The sequence below is a fragment of the Marinobacter piscis genome, assembly GCF_007671655.1.
Lineage (GTDB): Bacteria > Pseudomonadota > Gammaproteobacteria > Pseudomonadales > Oleiphilaceae > Marinobacter > Marinobacter piscensis.
In genome coordinates this window covers 85773-104707 of the sequence record NZ_VCGX01000003.1, presented here as the reverse complement: position 1 = coordinate 104707, position 18935 = coordinate 85773, and the positions used below count along the sequence as shown (strand labels likewise).

Below are 18935 nucleotides of genomic sequence, written 5' to 3'. Positions count from 1 at the left end.
TGTTTTGGAGAGTATTTGCACGCCCGCTTCGGTCCGGCCCGTACTATGCCAGACCACAAACCGGACAATCAGGATCCCGGGCAAGCTTCATCTCACGCCACTGCATCTCCCAGGCATCCAGCAGCAGCAACCGGCCAACAAGCGGCCGACCAACGCCCGAAAGCAACTTGATAGCCTCCATGGCCTGAACAGTGCCGATCATACCCACCAGCGGCGCAATCACCCCGGCTTCAGAGCAGGTCAGATCTTCATTGCCCTGCTCCGGGTATAAACAGTGGTAACACGGGGATTCAGAATTGCGGCTGTCGTACACGCTGACCTGCCCCTCCCCCCGGATAGCGGCACCGGAAATCAGGGGTACACCCGCAGCAACGCAGGCACGGTTCAGACCAAACCGCGCCGCAAAGTTATCCGAGCAGTCCAGAGCCAGGCTGGCGCCGCTGACTTCACGGGCAAAACCTTCCTGGTCCAGGCGGCGGTTCACTACAGAAATGGACACCGCCGGATTGATACTGCGTACCCGGTCAGCAAGAGTCTGCGCTTTAGATTCACCAATTTGCGCGGTATCAAACGCTATCTGGCGCTGCAGATTAGGCAGCTCAATAACATCATCGTCTATCAACGTTAAGTGGCCAACCCCGGCCGAGCCAAGGTAGAGCGCAACCGGGCAACCGAGACCGCCAGAACCAACGATCACCACACGGGCACTCTTCAGCGCCTGCTGGCCGGCGACATCAAAACGGGGTATCAGTATCTGGCGACTGAAGCGCAGGAGTTCTTCATCAGTTAGCATGGCAGGCTCCTTTCCGGGGCCACTGGCCCAGTGTCATACGATCGTTACCACCGTAATCCTTCCGGCACTCCACGCCAACAAAGCCCTGGCTGATAAACAGATCCTGTACTGTCTCTGCCTGATCAAACCCATGCTCCAGTAACAACCAGCCCCCGGCATTCAGCCACGCAGGCGCCGCTTTTATAATCAACCGGATATCATCCAGGCCATCCGTCCCGGAGACCAGCGCAGAGGCAGGTTCAAACCGCACATCGCCTTCTTCAAGATGCTCGTCGCCAGAGGCAACATAGGGAGGGTTGGAGATAATCAGATCAAAATGGCCGGCAGGCAACTGGGCAAACCAGTGGCTCCGGGTGACAGAAACCTCCAGCTGCAGCTGGTGGGCGTTCAGCCGGGCCAGGGTAACGGCCTCGTCCATCCGGTCACAGGCGCTTACACCCCACTCAGGCCGCTCACTTTTCAGTGCCAGAGCGATAGCACCTGTGCCTGTACCCAGATCGATCACACGGGCTGCGTCTGGTAACGGCAATGCCAGAGCCTGCTCAACCAGACATTCAGTATCCGGGCGGGGGATCAGTGTGCTGTTACTTACCCTTAAAGGCAGCGACCAGAATTCCTGGCTTTCCAGAAGGTAAGCCACAGGCATTCCCTGTGCCCTCTGTGCAACCAGTTGTTGAAACTCATCGGTCACATGGGCCGGCACTTTACGTTCGGGAAATGCCCGGAAGCTGGTACGGGAAAGACCGCTTACGTGGGCAAGAAGCAACTCGGCATCCAGCCTGGGGCTGTCACTGGTAATACGCTGTACGGCATCATCCAGCAGAGTCTGACAAGTGAGCGCAGCTTTACTGGTCATCGGAAAGCGAGGCCAGAAGCTCCGCCTGGTGCTCTTGTCGCAAAGGCACGACAACGGCATCCAGGTCGCCGGCAATAACATCATCAAGCTTATACAGTGTCAGATTAATCCGGTGGTCTGTAACCCGGCCCTGGGGGAAATTGTAGGTACGAATCCGCTCAGAACGATCACCACTGCCCACCAGGCTTTTGCGGGTTTCTGCCATGGATTTCTGCTTACGCTCAATTTCTGCGTTTTGTAACCTGGAGGCCAGAAAGCTCATGGCCTTGGCACGGTTTTTATGCTGCGAACGCTCTTCCTGACACTCCACTACTATCCCGCTCGGGAGGTGTGTGATCCGGATAGCTGAGTCTGTTTTGTTGACGTGCTGCCCCCCTGCGCCGGAGGAACGAAACGTATCCACCCGCAGGTCGGCCTTGTTGATTTCAATTGCCTCTGCCTCATCGGCTTCGGGCATAACGGCAACCGTGCAGGCAGACGTGTGAATACGCCCCTGGGATTCCGTTTCCGGCACCCTCTGTACCCGATGGGCACCGGATTCAAATTTCAGCGTTCCGTAAACCGCATCGCCCGCCACCCGGACAATGATTTCCTTGTACCCACCGTGCTCACCTTCGCTCTCGTTCAGCACTTCCATGCGCCAGCGCCGGCTTTCCGCATATCGGCTGTACATACGGAACAGGTCACCGGCAAAAATCGCGGCTTCATCACCGCCCGCTCCGGCGCGGATTTCCAGAAACACGTTTCTGCCATCATTCGGGTCTTTAGGCAACATCAGCCGCTGCAGCTCTGCATCCAGTTCTTCGCTTCTCTGCTCGGCCAGCTCCAGCTCTTCTGCAGCCATCTCACGCATGTCGGCGTCGCCATCTTTGGCCAGTTCTCTGGCGGCATTAATATCTTCCAGCGACTCTTTCCAGGATTGAAAGCACTGTACCACCGGCTCAATCTCAGCAAATTCCTGGGACAGTTCACGAAACTTGTCCTGGTGTGAGATGGTGGCAGAATCGCTGAGCAGCGCTTTCACCTCTTCAAATCGCTCGACAAGCGTTTCAAGACGGGTCTGTATGGATGGTTTCATAGTTTTTCCGGGGTTGTCGCGTCTGCGTCCACTGCATCAAGCTGATGCAACTCCCTCAGCCACTCGGTTACCTCGGTTCGTCCCTCGGTAGTGGCCTTTCGAACCTGGATAGATGGCTCGTGGAGCAGTTTGTTTGTCAGCCCTCGTGCCAGACTGCGCAGCGCGGTTTCAGGGTCTCCGCCATTGCGCAGAGCACGCAGGGCTTTCTCCGTCTCCATATCCCGCAGCACTTCCGCTCGCTGCCGGAACTGCTTCAGTGTAGAAACAGCATCCAGGGCCCGGATCTGGCTGACAAATTCCTGTACACCATCGGCAATCAGGTTTTCGGCTTCACGGGCTGCCCCCTCACGGGTACGGATGTTTTCCTCAATAACCTGGCGCAGGTCATCCACGGTATAGAGATAGACATCGGCGAGGGAACCTACTTCGGGTTCGATGTCCCTGGGAACAGCAATATCAACCATAAAAAATGGCCGGCGCTTACGTCTTTTGAGCGAGCGCTCCACTGTTCCCTTGCCAAGAACAGGCAAAGGGCTTGCCGTGGAGGAGATGATGATATCTACATCTTCCAGGTAGTCGGCAATTTCCGAGAGCAGGATGCCCCGTCCGCCCCTGGGTTCAGCAAGAGCCTGTGCCCGCTCCAGAGTCCGGTTAGCAACCACAAAGTCTTTCACACCGGCGTCTGACAAGTGCTGGGCAACCAGTTCAATGGTTTTCCCCGCGCCGACCAGCAATGCCCGGTTGCGTGACATATCAGAGAAAATACGGTGAGCCATGCTGACTGAGGCATAAGCAACTGACACCGGGTTTTCGCCGATAGCAGTCTGGGTGCGCACACGTTTGGCAACCGAGAAGGTGTGTTCGAACATGCGCGACAGGAACGACCCACTACCACCATGCTCTCTTGCAAGCGCATAGGCATCTTTCAGCTGGCCGAAAATCTGCGGCTCGCCCAGAACCATGGAATCCAGACCAGCCGCCACCCGCATCATATGCCGCACTGCATCGGCATCGCGATGCACATAGATCACATTCTCAAGCTCAGCGGCATCCAGATCGTGAAATCCGGCTAACCAGCGCAGCACCAGCGGTGCGCAGTCGTCATCGCCGGCCAGGTACAGCTCGGTACGGTTGCAGGTAGAAAGAATTGCGGCTTCGCTGGCGCCCGACGCCGCCCGCAACTCCACAAACGCCTCTGACATTCGCTCAGGCGTAAACGCAACCCGCTCCCTTATTTCAACAGGAGCGGTGCGATGATTAATTCCCAGCGTCAACAATGCCATGTGTTGGTTCTACAATCCTCTACCGGTAAATCTGTGTGAATACGCGCAAGCTTGCGCCCATTTTAGCGACCAGAGCCTGAAGCCGCCACCCATAAGCCATTTCAGTTCGGGAAGTGCGGACAGGTTGGGCAAGAAAGGAAGCTTGTGCCATTATAGGGTACCGACGCACGCCGGGGCCCGTTTCTGCGCAAAAAACCAGCGCCTGCACGGGTCATTCAGAGTGCGCAGTCATCAAATCACGGGAAGTTGCATGCACAAATCCGTACCGCTTTTACTTACCTGCCTGCTGGGTCTCTCCCTGGCAGGCTGTGCCAGTATAACTGATTCAGAACCCTCACCCTCCACAGGTGAAGCCAGCGTCGAGAACACTGAAGAATCCGTCGGTGATATCAGCAGTATGCCCCCGCCGGAGTATGCTGATTTTGAGCCCGAAACCCTGTATCTGCTGCTGTCTGCCGAAATTGCGGCACAGCGGGGCAGGTACGATGTCACACTGGTCAACTACCTTAAAGCCGCACAGCAGTCCCGTGATAAAAAAGTGATCGCCCGCGCTATGCGCATTGCCCGTTCACTCAATGCCGATAACGCTCAGAAACAGCTGGCCGAGTTATGGCTCAGCGTTGACCCGGACAACTTGCAGGCCCTCAGAGTCTCCGCCATTCAGGCGGTCAAACGCAAGGAGTTGGACGTTGCCATGGGCCATATGGAAAAAATCCTGGCTCAGGGCGAAGATGCAGACTTCGATAGCCTGGCGGCCATGGCAGCAAACCTGCCACCAGAACAGCAACAGGAACTGCTGACGCTTTATGAAGAAATGGCCAGCCGCCATCCGGACACACCGGAGCTGGAATACAGTATTGCCCTGCTGCTGAAAGTCACCGGCGAACCCGATACCGCCCTTAACCGCATTGAACCGCTTCTGGCCGAAAACGCCAACTTCCAGCCAGCTATTATTCTCAAGGGCGACCTTCTGTACCAGACAGGCAGAACCAACGAAGCGCTTGAGCACCTGCTTATCAATACCCGCCGCTTCCCGGCAAACCGCCAGATGGGCACCCTGTACGGGCGCATGCTGATCAATGAAGGCGAATTGCAGGCAGCTCAGGATGAATTCAGCCGTCTGGTAAAGCGCTACCCTGACAACTCAGGGCTGCGCCTCTCACACGCTCTGGTTGCTCTGGAAAACGGGGAGCCGGATCTTGCAAAAAATCAGCTTACGCAGCTGATCGAACAAGACCACCACAGCGATGAAGCCAGTTATTACCTTGGCAGAATTGAAGAGGAAGCAGGTAACACCGAGCAGGCCATTGGCTATTATCAGAGCGTGGAAGCCGGTGCCTACTACTTCCCGTCTCTTGCACGGTCCAGCGCCTTATTGAGTGCTGAAGGCCGGCTCGACGAGGCTTTGGAGAACATCCGCTCACTGCGCAACGCCAACCCGGGGAAGGCGGAGAATCTCTGGCTGCTTGAGGTGAACCTGCTACTTGACCAGAAACGCCAGCAACAGGCGCTCACTGCAGCCTCCGATGCGCTTGCGGATTACCCCGGCAACCTGGAGGTGCGCTATGCAAGAGCCATGCTTTTTGATGCCATGGATCAGCCTGGTAAAGCCGAGCAGGATCTCAGAACCATTGTTGAAAGCGAACCGGATAACGCCATTGCACTCAACGCCCTCGGCTACATTCTGACCACACGCACCGACCGCCTGAGCGAAGCCCGTGGCTATATCGAGCAGGCTCTGGCACTGGACCCGGAAAACCCCGCCATCCAGGACAGTATGGGCTGGGTCCTGTTCCAGGAAGGCCAGATACAGTCGGCACTGGAGTATCTGTCCCGCGCGTGGGCTGCTTACCCGGACCCGGAAGTAGCTGCTCATTACGGCGAGGCCCTGTGGATGAGTGGCGCGGATGAACAGGCGCAGGTTATCTGGAAAGAAGGCCTGGAGCAGGATCCGGAGCACGAGATCCTGCGGGAAACCATTGAGCGGCTGACCGGCAGTGGTGTTCAGTAATGCCTTTATGGATACGCGCCTGGCTGACAACCCTGCTGATTGCGAGCCTGAGCGCCTGTAGCACCATCCGGCTGGAGCCCCTTCCGGATGGCATGACGGATCAGCCTCCGGCTGACTGGGCAGATCGCTCCGCACAACTCAGGCAGTTTGACCACTGGCAGCTGAGCGGCAAGCTGGCGGTCCGCCAGCCCTCAGACAGCGGCACTGCTCTTATCAATCACTGGATACAGAAAGGCGAGGCCTACGACCTTGCGCTCTCCTCATCTTTTCTCGGGATGGGCAGTACAACCTTAAAAGGTGTGCCCGAGTTCATCGAACTGACGCTTGCCAATGGTGAGACTTACCGCTCAGGTGACCCGGCTGCCCTGATGGAAGCCGCAACAGGCTGGCAACTCCCCCTGGAAAGCCTGACCTGGTGGATACGCGGCCTGCCTTCACCCGGGAGTGATTACCGGCTGCTTTTCAACAATCAGGGTGAGCTGGCGATCATCCGGCAGGACGGCTGGGAAATCCGTTATGACCGCTGGCATGAACAGCAAAGCAACATTCCGGCCCTCCCGGCCCGAATCACCGCACTGAAAGAACAGAAGCGGGTTCGGGTGGCTGTTGGCGACTGGCAGGAACTCAAGCCGTGACTCGCATTACCCTGCCCTCTCCTGCCAAACTAAACCTCTTCCTGCACATACTCGGACGGCGACCCGACGGGTATCACGAGCTGCAAACCCTGTTTCAGTTCCTTGATTACGGCGACGATGTCACTTTGAGCCTGACCCCCGACCGGCCTGGTATTCATATGGAGGACGCCATTCCCGGTGTTCCCGCAGAAGACAACCTGGCCGTCCGGGCCGCGCACGCGCTTGCACAGAAGGCGCCGGAGGGCCTGTGTGGTGTCTCGATCAGCATCCATAAACGTCTGCCCATGGGTGGCGGCCTGGGTGGCGGCAGCTCTAACGCGGCCACAACCTTGCTGGGGCTGAATTATTTATGGGGGCTCAAACTGGAGCTCACAGAGTTGGCTGAAATTGGCCTGACACTGGGCGCCGATGTACCGGTTTTCGTGCATGGCCAGGCGGCCATTGCTGAGGGCGTAGGAGAAAAACTGACCCCCGCTTTCCCACCCGAAGACTGGTTTCTGGTTCTGAACCCTGACTGCAACATCAACACAGGAAAGATATTTTCAGCCCAGGGGTTGACAAGGGACACTCCAAAGATGACAATAGCGCCCGCTTTTGAGGGAGACGCCTCGAGGTACCGAAACGACTGCGAAGATACGGTTAAAGAGCTGTATCCAGAAGTCAGGCGGAGCATGGAATGGCTCACACAATTCGGACCTGCAAGATTAACCGGAACCGGGGCTTGCATTTTTGGACGTTTCCCTACAGAATCCGCAGCTCGGATCATCTGGGAAAGCAAACCCTCCGGCATCAAGGGGTTCGTAGCTAAAGGGGTGAACAGATCACCTCTACACACAAAGCTGACTGAGCTGAAATGATGCCAAAGAAGCACGATACTGGGGTGTCGCCAAGTGGTAAGGCAACGGGTTTTGATCCCGTCATGCGCAGGTTCGAGTCCTGCCACCCCAGCCACCTTTCTCCCACTTCTCCTGACACAACCTCCGAAAACGAGAAGGATATCATCGTGTCCAAATTGATGATTTTCGCAGGCAACGCCAACCCAGAGCTTGCCCACGCTATCGCCAAAAAACTTCATGTACCTATGGGCAATGCGACCGTAGGCGGATTCAGTGACGGCGAATCTACCGTAGAGATCAACGAAAATGTACGCGGCCATGATGTGTTCATCATTCAGCCCACGTGCTACCCGACCAATGACAACCTGATGGAACTGATTCTGATGGCCGACGCTCTGCGCCGCGCATCAGCCTCACGCATCACTGCTGTTGTCCCCTACTACGGCTATGCACGCCAGGATCGCCGTGTGCGCTCCAGCCGCGTGGCTATCAGTGCCAAGGTAGTGGCCGACATGATTTCCAGCATTGGCATTGACCGGGTCCTCACTGTAGATTTGCATGCAGACCAGATCCAGGGCTTTTTTGACGTACCAGTAGATAACATCTACGCCACCCCCGTACTGCTTGATGATATTGAAAAGCAACGGTTTGAAAACTTTGTGGTGGTATCACCGGACGTGGGTGGCGTTGTGCGCGCCCGCGCCGTTGCCAAGCGTCTTAATGACGCCGACCTGGCGATTATTGACAAGCGCCGGCCCAAAGCCAATGTATCCCAGGTTATGCACATCATTGGCGATGTAAACGAAAAGACCTGCATCCTGGTTGATGACATCGTGGATACCGCAGGAACCCTGTGTAAAGCGGCCAACGCACTCAAAGAGCGCGGCGCATCCCGGGTTGTCGCCTATATTACGCATCCGGTTCTGTCCGGCCCGGCTATTGAAAACATCAGCAACTCCGAGCTGGATGAGGTGGTTATCTGCGACACCATCCCGCTGGGTGACAAAGCGAAAAACTGTGATAAGATCCGCCCCCTCAGCATGGCCGGGTTGCTCGCAGAGTCTATTCGCCGTGTCAGTAATGAAGAATCAATCAGCGCGTTGTTTGAAAACGCCTGAGTGTATAAAAATCAGTGAGTCGGGAGCCTGCACAGGCTCCCGACTCTTTTCGTCAGCCGGAAACCCCGGCTTATCAAAAACATCACCTGTCCCAACGCCTGGTCGCGGGCAGTTCAGGTGACGATCGAGGTAGAAACCATGTCTCAGGACTTTGTAATAGATGCATTTCCTCGTGACGACAAGGGGAGAGGTGCGAGCCGCCGCCTGCGTCGTGAGGAACGTAAAATTCCAGCCATCATTTACGGTGGTGGAAAAGATGCTACTCCGATTTCCATCTGGCACAACGAGCTGAAAAAGGCGCTGGAAAACGAAGCTATCTTCTCTCACATTCTGACCATTAACCTCAATGGCAAGAAAGAGAGTGTAATCATGAAGGACCTGCAGCGGCACCCATACAAGCTGCTGTTGACTCACGCGGATTTCCAGCGGGTTGAGCAGGACCAGGAAATCTTTGTCCAGGTGCCCGTGCATCTGCTGAACGAAGAAACGGCTCCGGCAATCAAGACTTACGGTGGTGTTGCCTTCCGTCTGATGACTGAAGTTGAAATCGCCTGTCTGCCGAAAGATCTTCCCGAGTTTCTCGAAATTGACCTGACCGATATCGAAATGGACCAGGTTGTCCACATGAGTGACCTGAAGCTTCCGGAAGGCGTACGCATTCCTGCCCTGCAACACGGTGAGGAGCACGACCAGGCCATTGTTTCGGTTAACCAGCCGAAAGGCGTCAAGGCTGACGAAGAAGCCGACGAAGCCGAAGGTGAAGGTGAAGGCGAAGAAGGCAGCGAAGACAAGGAGTAATCACTCCGGAGGCAATGGCAAATGGCACAGGATATTGTCATGGTGGTTGGCCTGGGAAACCCGGGCGCTAACTACGAAAACACCCGCCATAATGCCGGCGCCCTCTTTGTTGAAGCCCTGGCCCGCGACGCGGGCCAGGTGCTACGCCCCGAAAAAAAGTACCACGGGCACTATGCTCGCATTCAGTGGCAGGGTATTGAGCTGCACCTGCTGAATCCGGCCACGTTTATGAACCGCAGTGGCCAGTCTGTAAAAGCACTTGCAGACTTTTTCAAGATCTCCCCCAGCCAGATTCTCGTCGCACACGATGAGCTCGACCTCCCCCCCGGCACCGCTAAACTGAAAAAAGGTGGCGGACACGGCGGGCATAATGGTCTGAGAGACACTATCGCACATCTGGGCACCAATGAGTTCCAGAGGCTGCGTATTGGTATCGGACACCCCGGCGACAGCCGCAAAGTCACAGGCTATGTGCTGGGCCGCCTGGGCAAGCGTGAAACCGAAGACCTGAACGCGGTGTTTGGTGAAATCATGCGGGTACTGCCTGATGCTGCATCCGGCAATACGGCGGCTGCAATGAACCGTTTGCACAGTTTCCGCCCTGCAACGACTTGAGTAGCGCAGCTGTACACCCTGGCAATTCACCACCCCTCAATACTCCTTACTCGCACCCGGTGCCGGACACCAGTATAATCCGGCAAAATTTTCCAGTTCCAGCAGAGGCTTTTCATGGGTTTTAACTGCGGCATCGTCGGCCTGCCTAACGTCGGCAAATCCACCCTGTTCAACGCACTTACAAAGGCGGGTATTGGCGCGGAAAACTTCCCGTTCTGCACCATTGAACCAAACGCAGGCGTGGTTGCCATGCCAGACCCACGCCTTAACCATCTGTCGGAGATCGTCAAACCGGAAAGAGTGGTGCCCACCACCATGGAGTTTGTGGATATTGCCGGCCTTGTTGCCGGTGCATCCAAGGGTGAGGGCCTGGGCAACCAGTTTCTTGCCAACATCCGTCAGACCGAGGCCATAGCTCATGTTGTTCGTTGCTTTGATGACGACAACGTGATCCACGTCGCCAATAAAGTAGACCCGGCCTCCGACATCGAAGTCATCAACACAGAGCTCGCGCTGGCCGATATGGACACGGTCGAGAAAGCCATCAAACGGGTTCAGCGTGTGGCAAAAAGTGGCGATAAAGAAGCCAAGGCTCAACTGGAGATCTTTGAACGCCTGCTGCCGGTGCTGAACGAGGGAAAGCCTGTTCGCAGCATGGGGCTGGATGCCGATGAACTGCTGCTGATCCGGGAGCTGTGCCTGCTCACAATCAAACCGACCATGTTCATTGCCAACGTGGCGGAAGACGGCTTTGAGAACAACCCCTATCTCGATCAGGTACGGGCAATTGCAGCCGAGGAAAACGCTGTCGTAGTGCCGATCTGCAGCAAGATTGAAGAAGAAATTTCAGAACTGGAAGATGACGAGAAAAGCATGTTTCTCGACGAGATGGGCATGGACGAACCAGGCCTCGACCGGGTTATCCGTGCCGGTTATGACCTGCTGGGGCTGCAGACCTACTTTACCGCAGGTGTTAAGGAAGTCCGGGCCTGGACTGTCAAGATCGGCGCCACCGCCCCTCAGGCCGCTGCGGTGATCCACACGGACTTTGAGCGTGGCTTTATCCGCGCCGAAGTGATCAGTTACGACGACTTTATCCAGTACCGCGGAGAAGCGGGCGCCAAGGACGCAGGCAAATGGCGCCTGGAAGGTAAGGAGTACATTGTTCAGGACGGCGACGTTATTCACTTCCGGTTTAACGTTTGATTCAACCTGCCAGACCCCGCAGTCTGCCAGCTGATTGCCTGGCAGACTGCCCTTCCCTATTCTTCATCACCCAGACTCTCCGGCTCATCAAGTATCTGCTGGTACAGTTTCAGATCTTCCTCCGAGAAGCAGCAGAAGATCACTTCTTCAAGCCCTGCACCCGAAACAAGGCTTGCCTGCACCGTTTCCACAGCAATACGGGCTGCCGGCGCTGCGGGAAAGCCGTAGACACCAGTGCTGATGCACGGGAAGGCTATGGTCCGGGCACCGGCATTAATGGCTAATTTCAGGCTCTGCCGATAGCACGAGGCCAGCAACCCGGCTTCATTATGGTCGCCACCCTGCCACACTGGGCCAACCGTGTGGATCACATGCTTTGCGGGCAGGCGGTAGCCTTTCGTAATTTTAGCATCCCCTGTATCGCATCCCTGAAGCGCCCGGCACTCCTGCAGCAATTCAGGGCCGGCGGCACGATGAATGGCTCCATCCACGCCACCACCGCCCAGCAACGATGAGTTAGCAGCATTGACAATAGCGTCAACACTCAGAGAAGTTATGTCACCACGAATAGCACGCAATTTTGTCGTCAACAGAGTCATCCTCCCGCTGTAGGCAGATTGCCACCCAGCATATTTTCAACCACGGCGGCGTTATAGAATGCCTCCACCGTATGAATTTTTCCGTCACGGACACGAAACCAGACCGCGAGCCGCACATCCCCGATTGGCTCAAAGTTCGTCTGGTAATCCAGGATTGCGAACACATGCTCACCGTCCGCGCTGAGCTGGCGCACAATCAAATCCTTCTGGATAGCAACCATACCGAACTGATAAGACAGCATGTCATCCCGGCTGAGAAAGCGCATATTTGGCCCGACATACTCAAACCCTTCCGCTGCCAGCAGGTTCTTTGCCTCATCCAGACGCTGGGCGTGAATGTGCGCGATGAAGTGCTCTACGGTTTCTTTCGGCTGCATGGGCAAACTCCATTTCAAAAAGCTTTTGGGAAACATTACCACACTCTGACAAACACCACTGGCCCTTTTTCAAACCAGCTATTGACACACAGCCGCTCCGAACATATGATACGCGCCGCTTCCATTGATGAAGCAATGGCAAGGTAGCTCAGCTGGTTAGAGCACGGCACTCATAATGCCGGGGTCGGCGGTTCGATTCCGCCCCTTGCTACCAGTATTCAGAAAAGGTCGCGATTTACATCGCGGCCTTTTTTTATTCCTGTGGTGAAAATCCGGGAATGCCAAGCTTCTGTGGAGACATCTGATGAGAACCACCGCTGACAGAATCCGGCAAGCGGTTTCCTTTGAGGTGGTCGGACTGCTGATTTCTGCCCCTCTTGCTGCTTTTGTCTTTGGCTACTCTCTTGAAAAAACCGGTGTGCTCGGTCTGATCGGCGCCACCCTGGCGACAACCTGGAACTACCTCTTTAATCTGGGCTTTGATCACACGCTGAAGCGGCTGACCGGCTCAACGCACAAATCTGTAAAACTGCGTCTGCTGCATGCCGTCTGTTTCGAGGCAGGTCTGTTAATCGTCTTTCTACCGATTATTGCCTGGTGGATGGAGATCAAATTAATAGACGCACTGTTGCTGGATATTTCTTTCTCACTGTTTTATCTGGTATATGCCTTTGTCTTCACCTGGTGTTACGACACCCTTTTTCCTGATCCGGATTCCACGCCTCCGCCGGCACATTAAGGCGCTGCCCGGCCCCATAGTGTTTTTCGGTATGTCACGATTGCATACCGTTATAAACCCTGCCTGTTCTATATGGCATACTACGGCCCTAAACCAATAACACCGACGACCTGTTCGCAAGGAAGTTACCATGAAATTTGAGACGCTAGCCCTCCATGTAGGCTTTAAAGGCGACCCGACAACAAAGGCCGCCACAACACCGATTTATCAGACCACGTCTTACACGTTTGATGACACCCAGCACGGCGCCGACCTTTTTGACCTGAAAGTCGAAGGCAATATCTACACACGGATCACGAACCCGACAAACTCGGTACTGGAAGAGCGCGTAGCAGCTCTTGAGGGCGGCATAGGTGCGCTCGCGGTGGCTTCTGGCATGTCAGCTATCACTTATGCCCTGCAAACCATCTGCCGGGTTGGCAACAATATTGTCAGCACAGCCCAGTTGTATGGCGGCACTTACAACCTGTTTGCCCATTCGCTGCCTAACCAGGGTATCGAGTGCCGCATGGTTCGCCACGATGATTTCGACGCCATTGAAAAGGCCATTGATGACCAGACCCGCGCACTGTTCTGCGAATCCATTGGCAACCCTGCCGGCAACGTAGTGGATATTGAGCGCTGGGCAGAGGTTGCCCACAAACATGGCATTCCCCTGATCGTGGATAATACGGTGGCCACCCCTTACCTCTGCCGACCGTTCGAACATGGCGCCGATATCGTGGTTCACTCCCTGACCAAGTACATCGGTGGTCACGGCACCACAATAGCCGGCGCTGTTGTGGATTCCGGTAAATTTGACTGGAAAGCCAACGCTGACAAGTTTCCAATGATGAACGAGCCGGACCCGTCGTACCATGGCGTGGTGTACACCGAAGCGCTTGGCGCGGCCGCTTTTATTGGCCGCTGCCGCGTAGTGCCGCTGCGTAATACCGGCTCCGCTCTGTCTCCTTTCAACTCATTCCTGATTATGCAGGGCCTGGAAACTCTGGGGCTGCGCATGGATCGTCACTGTGAGAACTCCGAGACCGTGGCGCAGTTCCTGCAGGATCATCCGGCCGTCGAATGGGTAAACTATGCCGCGTTACCCAACAGCCCGTACAAGGCAACCTGCGACAAGATCTGCGGCGGCAAGGCCTCCGGCATCCTCAGCTTCGGCATCAAGGGCGGACGTGACGCCGGCGCCCGGTTCATTGATGCGCTGGAGATGATTTACCGCCTGGTGAACATCGGTGATGCGAAAACACTGGCCTGCCACCCGGCAACCACAACTCATGGCCAGCTAAACGCAGAAGAACTCGCAAATGCCGGCGTCAGTGAAGACCTGGTGCGACTGTCGATCGGCATTGAACATGTGGACGACATTCTGGCAGATATCACCCAGGCTCTGGAGAAGTCCCAGGCCTAATAGAAGCTCCGGGCCGGGTACGACCAACGTCGTATCCGGCTTCTTATCCACCCCCGTGATTGCCCGTACCTGCCTTGTAACTCTCCCGCCAGCCGATTATTCTCTGGGGATACCTTCATCCTTCTGAGAGTTCGGTTGCAATGAGCGAAAGCGCAAAGCCCCGCGTTACCAGTGGTTCCAAGTTCCGCAATGAGCATGGCTTTTCTGCCATCAAGGATGGCCAGAAGCGATCGGCAAGGCAGACACCTGCCCCGGTTGAGCGCAAGCCCAGCTGGTTGCGGGCCAGAATGCCGGGTGGTGAACGTTATGAGGCGGTACGCAAAAACGTCAGTGACCACCGGGTAAGCACCGTTTGCCAGGAGTCCCACTGCCCCAATATCGGTGAGTGCTGGACCGCTGGCACAGCCACTATCATGGTCATGGGATCTGTGTGTACGCGTGCCTGCCGCTTCTGTGCCGTGGACACGGGTAATCCGAAAGGCTGGCTGGACAAGGACGAACCTGAAAATACCGCCAAATCGGTGGAGCTCATGGGCCTGCGCTATATCGTACTGACCTCTGTCGACCGGGACGATCTCGACGACGGTGGTGCCGCACACTATGCGGCCTGTGTGTCAGCCATCAAAAAACGCACGCCCGAGGTGGCAGTAGAGGCTCTGACGCCTGACTTTGACGCCGTCATGTCTGACGTGGAAAAAGTGGTGGATTCCGGTCTTGAAGTATTCGCACAAAACGTAGAGACCGTGGAGCGGCTGACCGGTCGTGTACGCGACCCCCGTGCGGGCTACCAGAAGACGCTCAGTGTCCTGGCGCATGCCAAGAAATACCGGCCAGACGTACTGACGAAAACCAGTCTGATGCTGGGCCTGGGCGAGACTCATGAAGAAATTCTTGCCACCATGGACGATTTGCGCGCTATTGGCGTAGACATCCTGACTCTGGGCCAGTACCTGCGGCCGACGCAGAACCACCTGCCGGTGGAGCGTTACGTTACACCGGAAGAGTTCAATCAGTATCGTGAGATAGGTCTGGAGAAAGGCTTTATGGAAGTGCCCTCAGGGCCCATGGTGCGCTCCTCCTACCGGGCCGACCGGGTCTTCGACAAGAATAACCTTGGGCTGGCTGTGCCCGAAGTACCTGCCCCGGATGCCATGCAGATTCCGGTAAAAAGCCTGGACTGAAACATGTCCATAAAAAAAGCCGCCACCGATTCCTTAGAACCGGGGCGGCTGTTTCTCTGAGCTGTTAATGCTTCAGCAGACTCACTGACCCTGCTGCTGTTGCATCATCTGCTGTTGCTGCTGCATCTGCTGACGCATCTGTTGCATTTTCTTCTCCAGCTCATCACGCTGCGCCTGTGTGAACACACTGTCCACCTTAGCCTGCATGAGGGTGGATAGCGCGGCAATTTCACCGGTCACATCACCCAGATCTTCTGCCTGATCACGAATCGCATCTTCATCGTAATCTGCTTTGATCTCATTCTGCATCTGTTCCTGTAACGAACGAGCCTCTTCTCTCAGCGGTGCAATCTCGGCCTGCATTTCATTAAGAATACCGCGAATCTCGTTCTGCTGATCATCTGACAGACCTACCATTTCCGCAAGCTGTGTAACCTGATCCGTCTGCTGCGGCGCACCTGCCTGTTGAGCCAGCGCCGGGGCTGACAGGCTCAGCGCTACAAGAGCCGTACCGACAAACTTTGCGAGCTTCATAGAAATCTCCGTTAACGATTGGGTTAAGAAACTACGTAATGGAACACCCTAAAGCATTCGGCATCCGGATTTCACCCCGATACCCCTTATTTTTGTACACACTGAGCACCAGATCCCTTTATAACCCGCCACACGAGCGCTTTGAAACAAATGTGAAAATTTCGTCATTCCCCTTCATAATAGGCAGGCTACTTTACTTTCGGAGCAAAACATGGCCATTAACTGGTTTCCAGGGCATATGCACAAGGCCCGCAAGGAGATCAAAAAGATCATGCCTCAGATGGACCTGATCATTGAGGTACTTGATGCCCGCATCCCTTTCAGCAGCGAAAACCCGCTGGTTCCAGCTCTGCGCGGTCATACGCCACTACTCCGGGTGCTGAACAAGCGTGACCTGGCGGATCCGGACGTCACGGCCCAATGGCAACCCTGGCTGGAGCAGGAGCGGGGTGTCCGGACTATCCCCCTCACCCATAAAAAGCGCAATGAAGTGCTGGACATCCTCGACCTGGTCCGGGAAATGACGCCAGAGCATGACCGCCAGAAAAGCGCCTTGCGAGTGATGATTCTGGGCATACCCAATGTTGGTAAATCCACCCTGATCAACACTCTGGCAGGACGCCCGATTGCCAAGACCGGTAATGAGCCGGCAGTAACCAAGGCCCAGCAAACCATCAAACTGCCTGACAACATTCTTCTATATGACACGCCCGGGTTTCTATGGCCGAAACTGTCTCCGGAAGACTGTGGCTACAGACTGGCAATCACCGGTGCCATTCGCAGCGCGGTACTGGATTTTGAGGATATTGCCCTGTTCGAGGCAGATTATCTGCTCGAGGCCTACCCTGAACAGGTACAAGCCCGTTACGGCCTCGATGAGCTGCCGGCAGATGGTCTGGCGCTGATGGATGCCATTGCCCTGAAACGCCGGTTTCTCGGCCGTCGCGGCAGGCCGGATCTGCATAAGGTTGCGGAAGTGCTGCTTAACGAGTTTCGCAGCGGCACCTTGGGGCGAATCTCTCTGGAAACCCCGGAAATGATTGAACAGGAAATGCGCGACCACGAGGAACAAACTGTCCAGACACCCTGACACTTGCCTGCTAACCGGCATTTTTGTTTTCAATATATGCACATGTCCTTAAGTTTAGTCATTGGCAAACTGTCTTCAGGGTATTAGAGTAACAAGTTGACTTGCATCAAATTGGACGGTTTACAAGTAATGGCTCAAGCAATAAAGATCCGTCAGGCATCCTCTCCCCTCAAAGCATCCTGCCACCAGTGCAGCCTGAGCAACCTGTGCCTGCCACTGGCCATAGAGGATAACGACCTGGACCGCCTTGAAGATATCGTACAACAGGGCCGTATCTACAGCCGTGGTGAACATATCTTTGATCAGAGCACACCTTTCCGATCCTGTTTTGCGGTTAAAAGCGGCTCCGTTAAAACATCGATTATTACAGAGGGTGGCGAAGAGCAGGTAACCGGCTTCTTTATGCCCGGTGAACTTATCGGTCTGGACAGCATGAGCAGTGACTCATACGCCTGTACGGCCCGGGCCCTGGAGCGCACCAGCGTGTGTGAGTTTCCGGTCGGCAAGCTGGAGGAGCTCACCGGCAAGCTGCCTGAACTCCAGCACCACATGTACCACCTCATGAGCCAGGAAATTCAGAACAGCCACCAACTGGCCCTGCTGCTGAGCAAGAATACAGCGGAAGAGCGGATTGCATCGCTGCTGCTGTCATTATCCAGCCGGTTCCAGCGTCGTCGCATGTCACCGACGAACTTCAGCCTGCCGATGGCAAGAAATGACATTGCCAACTTTCTGGGCCTTGCTGTTGAAACCGTAAGTCGTGTTTTTACCCGCTTCCAGAACCAGGGCATTATCCGTGCGCGGGGCCGTGAGGTGGAGTTACTGGATATCGAAGCTCTGCAGCTGGTAACCCGTGAATTCGCCCGTCAGGGCTGCCAGTCATAACCCTTTCCCGGGCGGGCCGGTATTAGCTTGCCCCCGGCGCCCTGGCGGCTTCTTTTAACATAGCCAGCTCGGTAACCATCCCGGAGCGCCAGGGCAGCTGTTTGATTCCGAACGTATTGCGAATCTTGGTGCAGACCAGTGTTGTATTGGGCGGCTCAATAGCGCCCCAGGGCGGCATTTCATCGACGACACGCAAATCTTCGGGAATACCTGGCAAACCGGCAATGGCCAGCCCCAGTTCGTAGAGGCTGACTGTTTCAGAGCCGGCATACTGGTATGTTCCCCAGGCCTCAGCACCACAATCCAGTTGCTGCACAACTGCCGTCATAACCCGTGCCAGATCCTGCACAGATACCGGCTGGCCTACACACCGCCCCGGCAATGCCAGCACCTCATTAGCCGCCGTACTGGCCTGTACTTTGCGAATAAAGCGGCTGAGGCTCCACCCGGTACGCAAGACAATGTGCCGTGGCAAGAGTGCACGCAGCGCCTGCTCACTCTCCCACTGCCAGCTCCCCAGTTCGTTTACCGGTTGTCCGGGGTTCGACGCTATATAACCATTCTGCTTCCGGCCATCAAACACATAGCATGAAGACAGCTGGAACAGTGCTATGTTTTTATCCCGGGCAAATTCTGCCAGCGCGACCGGTAGCGAAAAGGCCGTTTTGTAGGTGCCTTCCGGGTTTTGCTCAGCGGCTTCCGGGTCTGCCAGCCAAAGAGCATTGACGATAAGGTCGGTATCTTCAGGAACCCAGTTCTCCAGCGCACTTAGGTCGGCACTTGCAGGATCACTGACCAACAGAGGGCTGACATCAAGAGAGGTTTGCCTGAGACGCTCAAGCAGTATTTTGCCTAGCGGGCCGTAATCGTGAATAACAAGTACATGCACTGGG

The 18935-nt window shown here is 55.7% G+C and carries 20 protein-coding genes and 2 tRNA genes; 14 read left to right on the top strand and 8 right to left on the bottom strand.

Annotated elements, in window-relative coordinates; all coding sequences use genetic code 11:
- Positions 1 to 43: 43 nt before the first annotated feature.
- From FFI95_RS11415 to hemA, 4 genes are read right to left on the bottom strand one after another with little or no spacing between them, the layout of a single operon-like run.
- On the bottom strand, positions 44 to 793 hold the full coding sequence (locus FFI95_RS11415; protein ID WP_144822652.1) for a molybdopterin-synthase adenylyltransferase MoeB: 750 nt from the start codon (positions 791 to 793) through the stop codon (positions 44 to 46).
- A complete protein-coding gene (gene prmC, locus FFI95_RS11410; protein ID WP_144822650.1) occupies positions 783 to 1649 on the bottom strand; it encodes a peptide chain release factor N(5)-glutamine methyltransferase in 867 nt (288 codons plus the stop codon). Before prmC ends, FFI95_RS11415 begins: the two co-directional genes overlap by 11 nt.
- The gene (gene prfA, locus FFI95_RS11405; RefSeq protein WP_144822648.1) at positions 1639 to 2727 is read right to left on the bottom strand and encodes a peptide chain release factor 1; all 1089 of its coding nucleotides are present in this window, start codon (positions 2725 to 2727) and stop codon (positions 1639 to 1641) included. The genes prmC and prfA overlap by 11 nt, the downstream gene beginning before the upstream one ends.
- Positions 2724 to 4010 (bottom strand): glutamyl-tRNA reductase, encoded by a 1287-nt coding sequence (hemA, locus tag FFI95_RS11400; protein WP_144822646.1) that lies wholly within the window; start codon positions 4008 to 4010, stop codon positions 2724 to 2726. Before hemA ends, prfA begins: the two co-directional genes overlap by 4 nt.
- A 250-nt stretch (positions 4011 to 4260) precedes the next feature.
- On the opposite strand from hemA, the gene FFI95_RS11395 reads away from it, so the two are divergent.
- From FFI95_RS11395 to ychF, 8 genes are all read left to right on the top strand, one after another.
- Positions 4261 to 6021 carry a tetratricopeptide repeat protein gene (locus FFI95_RS11395; protein WP_144822645.1) on the top strand — a complete coding sequence of 587 codons (1761 nt, stop codon included), beginning with the start codon at positions 4261 to 4263 and terminating at the stop codon, positions 6019 to 6021.
- Positions 6021 to 6656, top strand: coding sequence for a lipoprotein insertase outer membrane protein LolB (lolB, locus tag FFI95_RS11390; protein WP_144822643.1), 636 nt, complete (start codon positions 6021 to 6023; stop codon positions 6654 to 6656). Before FFI95_RS11395 ends, lolB begins: the two co-directional genes overlap by 1 nt.
- Positions 6653 to 7513, top strand: a complete 861-nt coding sequence (gene ispE / locus FFI95_RS11385; protein ID WP_144822642.1) for a 4-(cytidine 5'-diphospho)-2-C-methyl-D-erythritol kinase — start codon at positions 6653 to 6655, stop codon at positions 7511 to 7513. The genes lolB and ispE overlap by 4 nt, the downstream gene beginning before the upstream one ends.
- A gap of 19 nt (positions 7514 to 7532) precedes the next feature.
- Positions 7533 to 7607, top strand: a tRNA-Gln gene (locus FFI95_RS11380).
- A 52-nt stretch (positions 7608 to 7659) separates the two neighbouring features.
- Positions 7660 to 8610, top strand: a complete 951-nt coding sequence (locus FFI95_RS11375; protein ID WP_144822640.1) for a ribose-phosphate diphosphokinase — start codon at positions 7660 to 7662, stop codon at positions 8608 to 8610.
- A 138-nt stretch (positions 8611 to 8748) separates the two neighbouring features.
- The gene (locus FFI95_RS11370; RefSeq protein WP_144823241.1) at positions 8749 to 9408 is read left to right on the top strand and encodes a 50S ribosomal protein L25/general stress protein Ctc; all 660 of its coding nucleotides are present in this window, start codon (positions 8749 to 8751) and stop codon (positions 9406 to 9408) included.
- 21 nt (positions 9409 to 9429) lie between these two features.
- Positions 9430 to 10023 carry an aminoacyl-tRNA hydrolase gene (pth, locus tag FFI95_RS11365; RefSeq protein ID WP_144822638.1) on the top strand — a complete coding sequence of 198 codons (594 nt, stop codon included), beginning with the start codon at positions 9430 to 9432 and terminating at the stop codon, positions 10021 to 10023.
- Positions 10024 to 10137: 114 nt separating this feature from the next.
- Positions 10138 to 11229, top strand: a complete 1092-nt coding sequence (ychF, locus tag FFI95_RS11360; RefSeq protein ID WP_144822636.1) for a redox-regulated ATPase YchF — start codon at positions 10138 to 10140, stop codon at positions 11227 to 11229.
- Positions 11230 to 11285: 56 nt separating this feature from the next.
- Here ychF and FFI95_RS11355 read toward each other — a convergent pair whose 3' ends face one another.
- Positions 11286 to 11819 (bottom strand): O-acetyl-ADP-ribose deacetylase, encoded by a 534-nt coding sequence (locus FFI95_RS11355; protein ID WP_144822634.1) that lies wholly within the window; start codon positions 11817 to 11819, stop codon positions 11286 to 11288.
- Positions 11820 to 11824: 5 nt separating this feature from the next.
- A complete protein-coding gene (locus FFI95_RS11350; RefSeq protein WP_144822632.1) occupies positions 11825 to 12205 on the bottom strand; it encodes a nuclear transport factor 2 family protein in 381 nt (126 codons plus the stop codon).
- A 137-nt stretch (positions 12206 to 12342) separates the two neighbouring features.
- Here FFI95_RS11350 and FFI95_RS11345 point away from each other — a divergent pair.
- The 4 genes from FFI95_RS11345 to lipA all read left to right on the top strand — a co-directional run bounded on the left by FFI95_RS11345 (position 12343) and on the right by lipA (position 15533).
- A tRNA-Met gene (locus tag FFI95_RS11345) sits at positions 12343 to 12419 on the top strand.
- 90 nt (positions 12420 to 12509) lie between these two features.
- Complete coding sequence (locus FFI95_RS11340) at positions 12510 to 12944, top strand: PACE efflux transporter (RefSeq protein ID WP_144822630.1); 435 nt, start codon at positions 12510 to 12512, stop codon at positions 12942 to 12944.
- A 130-nt stretch (positions 12945 to 13074) separates the two neighbouring features.
- Positions 13075 to 14352: an O-acetylhomoserine aminocarboxypropyltransferase/cysteine synthase family protein gene (locus FFI95_RS11335; protein WP_144822629.1), complete on the top strand. Its 1278-nt coding sequence runs from the start codon at positions 13075 to 13077 to the stop codon at positions 14350 to 14352.
- 140 nt (positions 14353 to 14492) lie between these two features.
- On the top strand, positions 14493 to 15533 hold the full coding sequence (gene lipA, locus FFI95_RS11330) for a lipoyl synthase (RefSeq protein ID WP_144822627.1): 1041 nt from the start codon (positions 14493 to 14495) through the stop codon (positions 15531 to 15533).
- Between the two features lie 81 nt (positions 15534 to 15614).
- Here lipA and FFI95_RS11325 read toward each other — a convergent pair whose 3' ends face one another.
- Positions 15615 to 16067 carry a Spy/CpxP family protein refolding chaperone gene (locus tag FFI95_RS11325; RefSeq protein WP_144822625.1) on the bottom strand — a complete coding sequence of 151 codons (453 nt, stop codon included), beginning with the start codon at positions 16065 to 16067 and terminating at the stop codon, positions 15615 to 15617.
- 211 nt (positions 16068 to 16278) lie between these two features.
- On the opposite strand from FFI95_RS11325, the gene ylqF reads away from it, so the two are divergent.
- Positions 16279 to 17157, top strand: a complete 879-nt coding sequence (ylqF, locus tag FFI95_RS11320) for a ribosome biogenesis GTPase YlqF (RefSeq protein ID WP_144822623.1) — start codon at positions 16279 to 16281, stop codon at positions 17155 to 17157.
- A 129-nt stretch (positions 17158 to 17286) separates the two neighbouring features.
- Positions 17287 to 18042 (top strand): fumarate/nitrate reduction transcriptional regulator Fnr, encoded by a 756-nt coding sequence (fnr, locus tag FFI95_RS11315; protein WP_144822621.1) that lies wholly within the window; start codon positions 17287 to 17289, stop codon positions 18040 to 18042.
- A 22-nt stretch (positions 18043 to 18064) separates the two neighbouring features.
- Here the strand turns inward: fnr and FFI95_RS11310 are convergent, their stop codons facing one another.
- Positions 18065 to 18931: an SDR family oxidoreductase gene (locus tag FFI95_RS11310; protein ID WP_144822619.1), complete on the bottom strand. Its 867-nt coding sequence runs from the start codon at positions 18929 to 18931 to the stop codon at positions 18065 to 18067.
- Positions 18932 to 18935 lie beyond the last annotated feature (4 nt).